The 13,415-nt window shown below is 56.7% G+C and carries 10 protein-coding genes; 3 read left to right on the plus strand and 7 right to left on the minus strand.

The window, feature by feature from the left end; all coding sequences use genetic code 11:
- The first annotated feature begins 289 nt into the window (after window positions 1–289).
- Window positions 290–1,567 carry a M16 family metallopeptidase gene (locus tag KRAC_RS27130; protein ID WP_007912800.1) on the plus strand — a complete coding sequence of 426 codons (1,278 nt, stop codon included), beginning with the start codon at window positions 290–292 and terminating at the stop codon, window positions 1,565–1,567.
- Window positions 1,568–1,634: 67 nt separating this feature from the next.
- Here KRAC_RS27130 and KRAC_RS27135 read toward each other — a convergent pair whose 3' ends face one another.
- From KRAC_RS27135 to KRAC_RS27160, 6 genes are all read right to left on the minus strand, one after another.
- Window positions 1,635–2,552, minus strand: a complete 918-nt coding sequence (locus tag KRAC_RS27135) for a WD40 repeat domain-containing protein (protein ID WP_007912802.1) — start codon at window positions 2,550–2,552, stop codon at window positions 1,635–1,637.
- Between the two features lie 87 nt (window positions 2,553–2,639).
- Entirely contained in the window at window positions 2,640–3,125 is a 486-nt protein-coding gene (gene mog / locus KRAC_RS27140) for a molybdopterin adenylyltransferase (protein ID WP_007912804.1), read from the minus strand.
- Window positions 3,126–3,220: 95 nt separating this feature from the next.
- Window positions 3,221–3,871 (minus strand): CpXC domain-containing protein, encoded by a 651-nt coding sequence (locus KRAC_RS27145; RefSeq protein ID WP_007912806.1) that lies wholly within the window; start codon window positions 3,869–3,871, stop codon window positions 3,221–3,223.
- A gap of 270 nt (window positions 3,872–4,141) precedes the next feature.
- A complete protein-coding gene (locus KRAC_RS27150) occupies window positions 4,142–5,416 on the minus strand; it encodes a DNA double-strand break repair nuclease NurA (RefSeq protein WP_007912808.1) in 1,275 nt (424 codons plus the stop codon).
- A gap of 88 nt (window positions 5,417–5,504) precedes the next feature.
- Complete coding sequence (locus KRAC_RS27155; protein ID WP_007912810.1) at window positions 5,505–8,651, minus strand: AAA family ATPase; 3,147 nt, start codon at window positions 8,649–8,651, stop codon at window positions 5,505–5,507.
- Window positions 8,652–8,838: 187 nt separating this feature from the next.
- Window positions 8,839–11,493: a heavy metal translocating P-type ATPase gene (locus tag KRAC_RS27160; protein WP_007912812.1), complete on the minus strand. Its 2,655-nt coding sequence runs from the start codon at window positions 11,491–11,493 to the stop codon at window positions 8,839–8,841.
- Between the two features lie 510 nt (window positions 11,494–12,003).
- On the opposite strand from KRAC_RS27160, the gene KRAC_RS27165 reads away from it, so the two are divergent.
- Window positions 12,004–12,270: a metal-sensitive transcriptional regulator gene (locus KRAC_RS27165; RefSeq protein WP_007912814.1), complete on the plus strand. Its 267-nt coding sequence runs from the start codon at window positions 12,004–12,006 to the stop codon at window positions 12,268–12,270.
- A gap of 38 nt (window positions 12,271–12,308) precedes the next feature.
- Window positions 12,309–12,524, plus strand: coding sequence for a heavy-metal-associated domain-containing protein (locus KRAC_RS27170; protein WP_007912816.1), 216 nt, complete (start codon window positions 12,309–12,311; stop codon window positions 12,522–12,524).
- 60 nt (window positions 12,525–12,584) lie between these two features.
- Here the strand turns inward: KRAC_RS27170 and KRAC_RS27175 are convergent, their stop codons facing one another.
- Window positions 12,585–13,241: a TMEM175 family protein gene (locus KRAC_RS27175; protein ID WP_007912821.1), complete on the minus strand. Its 657-nt coding sequence runs from the start codon at window positions 13,239–13,241 to the stop codon at window positions 12,585–12,587.
- Window positions 13,242–13,415 lie beyond the last annotated feature (174 nt).

The following is a 13,415-nucleotide window of genomic DNA, read 5'->3' on the forward strand; positions in this document are numbered from 1 at the left end:
TAAAGCACGCGCATACATATAATGATACGAGACCTTTCGCGTCTGCGGCGCTCAGGGGTAGGGGGTGTGGGCGGAAAACGGCAGAGCCGTTTTCCGCCCACACCCCCTACCCCTGAGCGTAGCGAGTCGAGGTAAGCACTCATTTGACAACCATGACACAGCAGGTCTATCATGCTAGTAATATGTCCTTTTGCCTGTTGAAGAGAGAAGGCACAAACAGTACATCTTTCGGAGGCGAGGCTTCACGTGTAGTGGGGGTGGCGCAGCCGAATTGTGAAAGGAGCATTCGATGTCAGAGAGCCAGAATAATGGCGCTGTGTTTCATACGCACCGGCTGAGCAATGGTCTACAGATCGTGGGCCAGCCCATGCCAGACTTTGAATCGGTGGCAATCGCCTATTATGTCCGCACCGGCTCACGCGATGAGTACGATCCAAAGGTCGCGGGCGTCTCGCACTTCCTGGAGCACATGGTCTTCAAGGGAACCCAACACCTGGACTGGCAGGAGATCACGCTGGAATTCAATAAAATTGGAGCGGAGATCAACGCCTTTACCTCCCACGAAGCGACCGTATACTATGCTCGTGTACTCGGCGAGTACCTGGATCGCGCCATGGAGCTACTAAGCGACATGATGTATCCACGCCTGGACGAGAACGATTTCAATATGGAGAAAGAGGTCATCGTCAACGAAATCGCTCGCTCAGAGGATCAGCCCTATAACCTGACCTACCGTCGCATGATGCAGACGTATTTCGGGGAGCATCCCCTTGGGCACGATGTCCTGGGCACACGCGAGAGCATTCGCGGGATGCACATTGAGCAGATGCGCGAGTACTGGCAGCGGCGCTACGCGGCCAATAATCTGGTCCTCACCGTCGCCGGTAACTTCGACTGGGATCACCTGGTCGAAATGGCCGAGAAGCACTGCTCGGGCTGGCGCACAGGCGATGCCAGCCGTGACGCAGCCCACTATGAGCCCACGCAGCCCATCAATAATATCGTGGTCGATCCCAAGCTGAAGCAGCAGATCATGATCCTGGCCATGCCCACCGTCGACGTCAAACATCCCGACTACTACGCAGCCATGCTGGGTGGTAGCATCCTGGGCGATAGCGATGGCTCACGCCTCTTCTGGAACATCTATCAGCGCGGCCTGGCCGAGTCGGCCAGCGCGGGCATCTGGTCCATGGAGGGCACCGGAATTATGATCATGGAGTCCAACACGACTCCTGATAGCGCCCCCCGCGTACTAAAGATGCTCCGCGATGAGCTAAACAGCCTGCTGGCGGACGGCGTCCACGAGGACGAGCTACGGCGAGCCAAGGATAAGCTGATCAGCAGCATCGTCATCAGCAATGAGTCCACCTTTGTCCGTATGCGGGCCCTGGCCAGCGATTGGGTCATCGAGGGCCGCCTGCTAAGCGTCGAAGAGGAGATTGAGCGCATCGAGAAGGTCACGCCAGAGGACGTCATGCGCGCCCTGCGCAGCTTCCCCTTGCAGGAGAAACAGGTGCTCACCGCGCTTGGTCCCCTGAACGAAGAGGAACTCCTGGCAGAAGTTTAGTAAGTACTGATTGTGGGTGTGGTGGGTGCTGGCAGCCTGCGGCTGCCAGCACCCACCACACCCACAATCAGTACCAGAGATAAATATCAGAGGCGCTGGCCGAGGCCAGGCATGAGCCGTCGGGTGACCAGGCCAGCGCTCTCACCCAGGCGCGATGCTCGGTAAAGCTACGCAGCGTCGTGCCGGGTTCGGTCGCGAACGGCTCATAGACATTCACCAGCTTGTCCTCGCCCGCGCTAGCAAGTCGCTCGCCGCCTGGCGACCAGGCCAACGTTTTAACGGGGCGCGTATGCATGGACAGGACACGCGGCTCAATGATTGCTGGGGCCGGAGCAGGCTGATGGCCGATCCCTGGCACGCTCCAGATATGCACCTCTGCATCCTCCCCAGCCGAGGCCAGGTAGCCATGAACAGGCGACCAGTCAAGCGCATAGACTGGGCCACTATGGCCGCGATAGATGAACACGGGCGCTCCATCCTGTGCCGACCAGGCATGCACACTGCCATCAAAGCTGGCCGAGGCCAGATAGACTCCATCTGACGACCAGCCAAGCGAGAAGATGCGATATTGAGCGGTATACGTTGTGAGTAGCTTCCCCGACGTGGCTGACCAGACCTGCACCGTATTATCCCCAAAGTCACCGCCAGAGGCCAGGTAGCGCCCATCTGGCGACCAGGCCAGGCAGCGCGCAAAGCGCCGATGTCCACGATAGATTAGCTGGGGTTTGTCGGATCCTGTCGCCGCATCCCAGAGAAAAACCGGGCCAGTGGTCGAGCCAGCCGCGAGGTAGCGCCCATCTGGCGACCAGGCCAGGGAGAGGAAACAGGTGGTCGAGGGTTCATGATAGGTATATTGGAGCCGTCCCGAGGTGAAATGCCAGAGATGCACCTTGCTGTCACGGCCAGCGGAGGCCAGGAATTCACCTGTAGGAGACCAGGCCACAGCAAAGATATTATCACTGTGAGCATCAAGCAACCTACGCATATAGCCACCTTTTATTCTCATTTGTGGGGAATGTGCTATGGGTTGGTCGCCTTCGGCGACCAACCCATAGCACATTCCCCACAAACATTAATGTTCCTTTGGGCCTTCTATAAGCAGATTGATGGCGTGGGGCAGGACGGGCAGGATATATTCCAGGCATTCTTTGACGGCCTTAGGGCTGCCTGGAAGGTTGATGATGAGCGAGTTGCCACGCACGCCTGCCAGGCCTCGGGAGAGCATCGCCATGGGCGTATATTGTAGGCTGTTGAAGCGCATGGCTTCGGCGATGCCAGGGGCCTCGCGCTCGATAACGTCAAGTGTGGCCTCGGGGGTGACGTCGCGTGGCGCCAGGCCAGTTCCACCGGTCGTCAAGATGAGGTTCAGGCGTTTCTCATCGGACCACTCGCGTAGCAGGGCTGAAATCTGGTCGCGCTCATCTGGCACGATGGCGCCCGCTTGAATAACCGCCTCTGGGAGCTGCGTCACCAGGAAACGAATGCGCGCCCCGCTCAGGTCCTCCCGCTGCCCATGCGAGGCACCATCGCTGATCGTCAGTACACCAATAGTAATCATCGTATTTATCCTACTCCATCCTGTAAAAACATAATTGATGGTGCTGACCACGAGGCTTTGCCTCGTGGTCAGCACCATCAATTATGTTTTTACTATTACCCTCCAGGGGCGAGTTCGCGCATGAGGGCACCGATCTGGCGTCGTGAGCCATAGAGCCAGACAACGTATTCGTCGGGGAGACTCTCCACCTCCACGCTACAGTCCATCTCGCTGGCAAGCTTGCGAGCGATACTGTAAAACTGGCTGCGCTCCGCATCGTTCCGGCTCTGAGTGCTCAGTGCGAGCTTACCCAGGCGCTCTTCCGGCGTGAGCACTCCACTGATAAGTTCTGAGAGCTGATCCAGGCCGAAGACCACCTGCAATGGGGGCAGGTCCTGGGCCTGTCGAGGGGAGAGCGTCGCGATATGATCGCCAGCCCCATCGGCTCCGTCACGAGCCACGAGCAGCGCCTCGACGTTCTCATAAGCCGAGCGCAGATTCTCTAAGATGAGCAATCGCGCCTCCTGGGGTGCGTCGCCACGTGGATGGACATAGGCCAACAAATTGTGGGCCGGGTCTGAATATATGAAAGGCGTCGAGATGGCCGCTTTCCCTCCACAGTTGGGGCAGACAGAGACGTTGAGCAGGCCCGCGAGCACGGTATAGCGGAGACCGGCGTCTTTAGCGACGTTGACATACTCATATATTGAACTGGAAAACACTTCGCCACAGGGGCAAGTGAAAGTGTGTGTTGTTGAACGAGACATATGTGTTAGGTTCTGTTTCTCACTTCTCGCGCCTGCGGCGCTAGTTATATTGTGTGATATGGTTTGGCAGCCTTCGGCTGCCAAACCATATCACACACCCGACTCTGGTTTACGTGTGTGATGGGTTTCTTCGGATAAGGTATGCGATGGTTGCCTGGCTCTATCTGCCAACCTCCATCACACACTTGACTCTGGTTAATGACTCTTCTCTCTATTGTAAGTTAGTATAACACATGAGCGAGGGAGAACCTTTCCTCAAAGAGGGGTGAATTAAGGATAGCGGCGGCGTCCCTTGCTCATAGACTTCTGTGAGTAGGTGAACTTCATGCCCTGGTGCTGGATAAACTCCTGAAACTGATTGTAGAAGATGTCGCGGTCAACCGAGCGAATGACCGAGACCTGGTCGGCGGTTTCAATCGCATAGGGATAGCCCTTGCCAATAATAATCTCGGCACGTACTACATCCATCACTGGCTCTACAAGTCCGTCATCAAGCATCCAGCGCGGGAACTCCAGGCGGGCAGGCGGACGCGTAGAGGAGGTTTGCAGATACGAGAAAGCGACACGGTCGCGATAGGGCCCATAGCTATCGAGGATATCGTTACGCGCACACAGCATGGCAGGCGTGCGATCACCCCAGTTCATATGTCCCTGCCAGAGCAGGGCGTCGTGGATCTTCTTGGTATCCCGCAGAATAGGTTGGCGGTCGGCCCCATCCACACGGCGCAGCATGGTAATCATATCGCGAGCATAGCTGGTATCGATATACCCAATCAAGGGAACGCGCAGATCCTCGGAGAGCTTTAGGAGCATTACGGCAGAATCAACATATTTCTGGCGATACTGCGGAAGCATGGTCAAGGCGAACGAAACCACCAGCGAGCCATCGAAGAAGACCACGGGGCTATGCGCAGGATCATCGACGCGACGGTTACGCGCCTGCTGTTCCATCAGGTTACAAAGCGTCTCAATCTCCAGCAGATAGCGGCGCAGCGTCACCTGCATATCGGAGTAGGGATAGCTATCGGGATCGTCCCCTTCTTTGCGCGCATCCTCCATGATCTCATCCGGGGCCAACACTTCAAGGCGCACATCCTTCGTGTAGGGGCGGTTGTGCCCATGCGGATTGACAAAGAAACCCACCTGGACCAGCGCGACTGGAATCGAGGCATCGCGCCAGGGAAGCAACTGGCTGCCATCCACGGCAATCGTGGTGACGCCCTCGATACACTCGGCCCACTGATTGGCCTGTTCATGATTGGCAAAGGCCTGACCAAAGGGATAGTGGGGCGCGCGATATTCACGCAAAGCGGCCTCAGCCAACCAGTGGTCAAACTCGATGGTTGGGCGAGCACCAGCAGAGGGCATCCCCGGCTCGGCGGGCGGCAGGATCTGCTCCAGCGCGGCGCTGGAGGGATAGCGATGATAGAGGTTCTCCAGCACATGGCGATAGGACTTGAGCTGGTCGCCAAAGCTGCCGTCATAGAGCGAGAACTGACCGCGCTTCAAGTTCAGGGCAGCGAGCAGCTTGCCTTTGTGCAGCATGAGCAAACTCCTTTTTTGTTAAGTGTGATGTTGGTGTGTAGAGGACCCTGGCGACCTAGGCCGCCAGGGTCCTCTACACACCAACAGATTAAACATGCTCCATGGAAGGCTCGTTGGACCCATTGGGGTAGAGCGCTTCGTCGCTAAAGGATGACTCGGATAATCCCTCCTGTTGCAGCTGGGTCTCGCCGCTGGCCTTGCGCAAGCGAATCAGGCTATCCAGCCCCTGCTCAAATGTATCGTCGTGACTGATGACGATCAACTGCTCAAAGCCACGGACACGGCGGATCTGCTCGGCGAGGTTCATGCGGCGTAGCTCGTCCATGTTCTGCGTTGGCTCATCAAAGAACGCGAGATTGAGTGTCGAGAGCTTCTTGAGCAGGGCCAGACGCACAGCAAGGGCAGCGCTCATCTGCTCACCACCGCTCAATTGCGCAAAAGTGCGCGATACGCCCTGGCGGCGTAGCACAACCTCGTAATCATTCTGCCAGGAGAGCTGGGCGCTGCGGTCGCCCATGATCTCGCCAAAGATACGATTAGCCTCGGCCGAGATGTCGTTGAGCATGGCCTTGAGGACGTAAGGCGCGGCCTCCTTGATCACCTTACGGAAGTATTCCATCATGGTATGCAAGTCTTCCAACTCGCGGTACTCCTGGCGCGTCCCCTCCAGCTCGCGCAACTGCTGCTCAGCGTTCTGGATACGCTGCTCGGCCTCGTTGATGGCGCGTTGGATCTGCTGCATCTTCTCCGCGAGGCTGCTAATCTCGCCGTGCAGGTCGCGTCGCTGCCTGCGCACCTCGTCAAGCTCCTGCTCATTGAAGGTGGCTCGGGCCTGTATGTATGCCTGCTCGGCCTCACGCATACGCTGGTGGGCCTGCTCGGTCTCCTGCTCCTGCTGGCGGAAGACGCGCTCGCGCTCAGGCAAGGCTCGCGCCTGCTCGATGTGCTTGAGGTAGTTCTGATGCGCGCCCTGGGAGCGCTGGCGTAGCTCCTCCTGTCCCTTGATACTCTCATCAAGCTCGTGATAGACAGCGAGCTGTTCATGCAGGGCAGCGAGTTGGGTGTTTAGTTCCGCAAGCTCCTGCTCCGCCTCGGCCACTTCCTTCTGAAACTGGGCAGCCTGGGCGACGATATTTCGCTGCTCACGCAATTGCGCGCGTGGATCGTTGAGGGTGATCAATTGCTCGTTGACCTGCTGTAGACGCGGCTCACTATCGCGCAACTGATTGGCGCGTTCACGCATCGTCTGGATATCGGTCTCGTACTGCGTGATGAGCTGCTCGTTTTGCTGGAGCTGATCGCGCAGCCCTGGCAGGGTGGCGACCTTCTCGCTTGCCAGCTTACTCTCTTTATACTGTTCTTCGTTTTCACGCACCCGACTATCATGCTCTTTGAGCATCTCAAGCTGGGCTTCCAGTTCAGCACATGCCTCCTCAAGCTGCTCCATTTCGCTCTCAAGCTGCTGCATCTGCCGCTTGAGATCATCGCGCTTCTCGACATAGAGGCTATATTTCCCCAGGGCATCGGCATATTTTTTGATCTGCTCGATGCGAGCCTCAACGTCCTTGCGCTCAGTGAGAACCTGCTGCCGCTGCGCACGCTCCTCGACGAGCAGGTTCTCGAAATAGGATTCCAGGCTGACCATACCCCGATTCTTGATATTGAGGCAGGGTTCGCGCAAGAGGGGACACTGCCCGCCCGCCGACTGCTTCAGGGAATCGCTATAGGCCTCGATATTGCCATCCAGGCGATGAAGGCGGGCGTTGATTTCGTTCAAGAGCTCCTGAAGCTTAGGCATCTCTTCCGCTTCAGCACGATTCTCGTCGATAAGCTGGACATTACGCTCGGCCTTTTGGAGTTTGGTGAGCAGGGGCACATGCTGATCGCGTCGCTCCTGCAAGGCGCGCCGCTTCTCATTTAGTTGCTGGAACTTGTTCTTGCGCTCGACGCTCTGCACCTGCAAACGCGAACGCGCCAGGTCAAGCTCTGGCAGGCGTTGCGCCAGGTCCACCAGTGGTTCAATCGCCGTGATACGTTGCTCCAGCACCCCGCCAGTCTTCCTGGTGCTCTCCAGGCGTTCGCGCTGGTTCTTCCCCTCTTCGCAGATGGACTTATAGAGCTTGACATTCTGAAGTAGCTCGTCGCGTCGCTCCTCCAACTCTTGCTGGCGCTGTACATCTGGCTGAAGCGTCTCGATACGCTGACGCGCCTGCTCTACCTCCTGCAAACGCGTATGCAACCCCTTCGCCTTCATCTCAATCGAGGCGTGTTTATTGCCCAGGCGCGCCTGCTCCTTGAGCAAGCGATTGCGCTGCTGCTCCTGTTGACGCAGTTGCTCAAGCGCACCCTCAGCCTGAAGATACTGCTGGTAGCCAGTTTCTGTCTCGCAGGCGATCTGTTCGGCGGCCTGGGCCTGTGCCAGGGCCTGCTGATAGTTTGCCAGGATGCTACGCGCGGAATCATACTGGCTCGCACGCGCCTCGGAAGAGCGGCGTAGATCCTGGAGCTGGTTATATTGCGCATTCAGCTCTTGCTCACGCTTCTCCAGCTGTGCCAATGTTGTTGTAAGCTCGGCATTACGCACCTTCTGCTGCGCGTCCTCCTGGCGAGACTGCTTCAACTGCTCACGCCACTGCTCAAGCTCGCGCGTCTCATACTCAAGCTGGTCGATGCGGCTCTGACGCTGCTGCATCTGCTCGCGGTAATCTTTCTGAGAATCCAACAGATACTCGGCGGCGGCCTTGTAATCTTCGATCTGGAGCAGGGCATCGAAGGTCTGCTTGCGCTTGCTCGCCGCCTCGAGAAAGATGGAGGTAAAGGTTCCCTGGGGGACGCCCAGGGCATCGCGGAAGAGCGAGTCGAGCGGACGTTCGCGATCAATGCCGAAGAGCTCATGCAGCTTATCCAGCACATCCGCGCCCTGCTCGATGCGCATATTGGCCTCTTCATCGTGAATCAGCCAGCGCGAGCCGGAGCCACAGCGACGCTCCACGACATACGGGCGCTCATCTCCGCCCAGCAGATGGACAAGTACCCGGCCCCACTTCTCGCCCTCGCGCACGAAACGCGCCTGGCTGTAGGGAAGGGAATCAAAAAGAGCGAAACCAATAGCCTCAACCAAAGTGGTCTTGCCAGCCCCGTTTTCGCCACTAATGGCCGTCGTCCCACGGCGAAAATCTACGCTAAAATGACGGTAGCTCTTGATATTCTCTAACTCAATACGCGTAATGAGCATTGCAGGTCAGCCAGCCTTCCCAACAAACGACACAGACGATCAAACTCTCCCAATTTGCTTTTCTTGCTCAGCGGGGCAAAAGCGGAAACAAAATAGAAATACTCCGCAAGATTATAGCATATCATGAAATAAAGTTATGATGGTGGTGGCTGGACGGCTCCGCCGTCCAGCCACCACCATCATAACTTTATTTCAGATGGAAGCCGCGCAGCCTCAGGGAGTTTGTCACTACTGTGACAGAAGAGAGCGCCATTGCGCCGGCGGCAAAGATGGGGGCCTGGGTCTGTAGGAAGGGGATCAGCGGCGAGAGAATGGCCGTAGGAATCAAGAACACATTGTAGGCGAAGGCCCAGAAGAGGTTCTGCTTGATCGTACGCATCGTGGCCCGCGAAAGCTCCAGCGCGCTCACCACGCTTTGCAGATTGCCCTTCACGAGAGTAATGTCCGCCGCCTCCATGGCGATATCGGTTCCAGTCCCCATGGCGATGCCGGCATCGGCCTGCACCAGGGCGGGCGCGTCATTAATGCCATCGCCCACAAAGGCCACGACCATGCCCAGGTCTTGCAGGCTCTTGACCTGCCTGGCCTTCTCCTCGGGCAGGGCATCGGCCAGTACATGCTCGGCATCGATGCCCACCTGCTCGGCAATGGCCCGGGCCGTGCGTTCGTTGTCGCCGGTAATCATCCAGACTGCCAGGCCGCGCTGCTTCAGTTCGGCAATGGCTGCGGCCGAACTCTCCTTGACCGTATCCGCGACGGCGACGAGACCCGCCAGCCTGCCATCCACACTGATCAGCATTGCTGTCTTGCCCGCCTGCTCCAGGGCTTCAAGTTGTGACAATAGCGCGTCAAAGGCAATCCCGCGCTCCTGGAGGAGGCGCCGATTCCCAATCAGCAACTCACGCCCCTCAACCAGGGCCTCGACGCCCCGCCCTGGAAGCGCGACGAAGCGCGTGGGATAGTGTGCCAGGGCAAGGTCCCGCGCCTTCGCGCCCTCGACGATGGCCGCCGCCAGCTGGTGCTCTGATCCCTGCTCGGACTGCGCGACCAGCCGTAGCAGCGTCTCCTCGTCCAGGGTCTCATCCAGAACCAGGACATCCGTCAACTCAGGCTTACCCCGCGTAACCGTGCCAGTTTTGTCGAGCATGACGGCCTCGATGGCCTGAATGCGCTCCAGGCTCTCACCACCACGAATGAGAATACCCTGCTCCGCCCCCTTGCCCGTCCCTACCATAATCGCCGTCGGGGTCGCCAAACCCAGCGCACAGGGACAAGCCACCACGATGACCGTGATCGCCGTTACCAGGGCATTGACTGTAGGGTCCATATGCATGAGCATATTCATCAGATGACCGCCCATATACATCGGCATCATCATGGGGGGCAGAGAGAAGAGGTTGCCATAGATCAACCAACCAACGAAGGTGAGCAGGCCAACTACGAGCACCGCTGGAACAAAGATACCCGAGACGGTATCGGCCAGGCGCTGGATCGGAGCCTTTGATCCCTGGGCCTGCTCTACCATGCGTACGATCTGGGCCAGCATGGTATCCGCGCCCACCCTGGTTGCCCGGACCTGCAACAGACCCTGCTGGTTGAGGGTTGCCCCAATGATCGTGTCGCCCTCAGCCTTCTCGACAGGCAAACTCTCGCCAGTCAGCATCGACTCATCGACAGAGGACTGGCCCCCCAAAACCTCGCCATCCACGGGGATCTTCTCACCAGGGCGCACGCGCAGGATATCGCCCACGCGGACCCGCGCCACAGGAATATCCATCTCCTGGCCCTTGCGCACAACGTGGGCCACATGAGCCTGTAAGCCAATAAGCTTCTTCAGAGCATCATTCGTGCGCAGGCGAGCACGTGCCTCCAGATATTTACCCAGGTAGATCAGAGTAATGATTAGCGCGGTCGTATCGTAAAAGGTCATAGTTCCCAGCGAGGGATTAAAGGTGATTGCGATACTGAGAGCAAAGGCTGCCGTCGAGCCAAAGGAGATCAGGGTATCCATCGTGGCGCTCAGATGGCGTAGATTCTTCAGCGCGTTGCGGTGGAACTCCCAGCCTACCATGCCCCAGACCGGCGCGGTAAACGCCAGCAGCATGGTATTCATATTGCCCATGCCGGGTATGCTAGCACCCATAAAGAACATGTTGAAGAAGACCACAATAGCGCTCAGGATGACACCTACAATCAGCAGGCTGCGTTTGCGCTCAAGCTCGGCGCGGTGACGCGCGCTCTGCTCTTCCTGGCGCTTGGCAATGAACTGCAAAGGATCGAGGGCCTCGCCCTCCTCCTGATCCTGCTCCTCCTCGTCTGCTGGACGAACCGCCTCACCGACGCGAGGAATAGCCTTATACCCCAGGGCATCTACCTTCTGCACCATCTGCTCCGGCTGCGCCTGCGTGGGATCATAGGCCACCGTTGCCTGCTCAGATGCCAGATTCACATTGGCCGTATGCACCCCTGGCAACTTCTTCAAGCCCTTCTCGATACGCATCGCGCAAGAGGCACAGGTCATCCCCTCCACCGCGAAGAGGATCTGTGCCTCCTGCGGTGCGGCCGTTACAGCGGCCACAGGTGGAATAGCCTTATACCCCAGAGCATCTACCTTCTGCGCCATCTGCGCAAAATCGACTTGCTGGGGATTGAAGGCCACGCTCGCCATCTCAGAGGCCAGGTTGACGCTGGCCTCATTCACGCCTGGCAGCTTCTTCAAACCCTTCTCGATACGCATCGCGCAGGCGGCGCAAGTCATCCCCTCCACCGAGAAGGCGAGTTGCTCGGATGTATATGTCGTCTGAGAGGGACTCTCAAGCGGCGTATGCATTTTCATATTCATAAGAACGAACCTCGTTCTAAACAAACGAATCAAATCACATCAAATTTATAATATCGCGGGTCCATGCTGGAAACCTGTAGGGTCCATGCTGGCATGGACTCAAGACCCACGATTTATCTTAGGTATGTCCGCAAGGTCGCTTCGCTCGGAGTCCATGCCAGCATGGACCCTACACATAGCATACGCATTACTATCCACACCCCCCCGGTAGGGGTATAGCAGACACTATACCCCACAAAACAAGACAAGTCAACCCCCACCCGGAGGGTCAGTGCAATCCATGTTTTGCGCATTCGCTGAAAAGCGGGGAGACGCTCTATACCCGGTAGGGACTGGGAAGCTCTCTCATTAGCCACATATGCAAGTAGCGGACTCCGCTTGTAGATACAAGCAACACATGTTATAATATACCCCATACCCCCCGGTAAGGGGTACAGACAAAACAGATCAAGCAGGCCGGCGGCGAGTTTGACCAGTCGTGTTGCTGAGATGAAAAGCAGGAGAAGGGGAATGAAAGCCGAAAAGCAAGATGTCCTGAAGCGACTCAATTACATTGAAGGTCATATCGCGGGTATTCGCAAGATGGTCGAAGAAGACAAATACTGTGTCGACGTGCTGCGTCAGACGCATGCTGTCCGCAAGGCCATTGAGAAGCTTGAGCAATTAATTCTCAGCGGACACCTGGAATCATGCGTTGTGGAGGGCATCAAGGAGGGACGGGAAGAGGCGGTTATCGATGAGCTGCTCCAACTCTACAACGTCGCCGGCAACAAGTGAACTCACCTTATTCCGCATTAAACATAGAGGAGAACAGCATGAAGGAAATTACGCTTTCAGTGCCTGATATGAGCTGCGAGCATTGCGTCAATGCCATCAACAAGGCCCTCACCGGACTAGATGGCGTCAAAGACATCAACGTCAGCCTCTCCACAAAAACCGTCTCCTTTGGTTACCAGCCCGAGCAGGTCTCCATGGAGAAGATCGAGACCGCCCTCGACGACGCAGGCTACACCGTCGCCGGCGTACAATAAGCATAAACGATAGTGGAGGGTGCGGTCAGCCTATGGGCTGACCGCACCCTCCACTATCGTTTATGCTGGCTTCTGGCTTGTCGAAAGTGCGATTCCTGGCAGCAGGAAGAAGATCGCCAGTAAGATATTCACCGCCAGGCTAAGCTGGGAGTTAAAGAACGCCAGGATGAAGGCAATGGCATAAAAGAGCGGCCCCAACAGATATTGTCGATCAATGCGTTTGACCGCCTCCATATCCACATCCCTGCTCAGCAAGCGTCGCTTATGCGTCGCATAACGCCAGAGGAGGTTATAGACAATCGCCACAAAGAGAAATACACCGTTATACAAAATCGTCGCCAGCCAAAAATTGGTTCCATTATTCTTCACATCCACGCCATTCACCATATCCGCGCCATACCGGCCCAGTAAAGCCGTGGGGAAGGGTACCACGGTCGCGGCCAGCAGCAAGAGGATATTGAGCACCAGCAAGGTATGATCGACACGCACGATCAGCGCAAATAGTCTATGGTGATTTAGCCACATAATGCCTATGGTAGCAAAACTCAGCAAAAATGCCAGCAGCACCGTCCACTGCTGACAAAGTAATTCAAAGAGCTTAAGCTTTGATGCATCACTAAACGCAGACGTTACATCTAAAATTAACAATGTAATAGCGATAGCAAACACGCCATCGCTAAAGGCCTCGACCCTCGATGTTTCCTTCTTCTCGTCCATGCAGATACAACCTCTCTTTATTCATCGCCCCATATAGCACAGTATAGCTGCTACAGACGTACGCGGCTACTCCTCCTTTTTTATCCCCTTCCACCCATTAGAGATTTTTGTATTTTCTTTAACCAATAAAACCTGAAAACAACGTTGACAAAACGCAAATATAATGTTAATTTG

The sequence above is a fragment of the Ktedonobacter racemifer DSM 44963 genome, from assembly GCF_000178855.1.
GTDB lineage: Bacteria > Chloroflexota > Ktedonobacteria > Ktedonobacterales > Ktedonobacteraceae > Ktedonobacter > Ktedonobacter racemifer.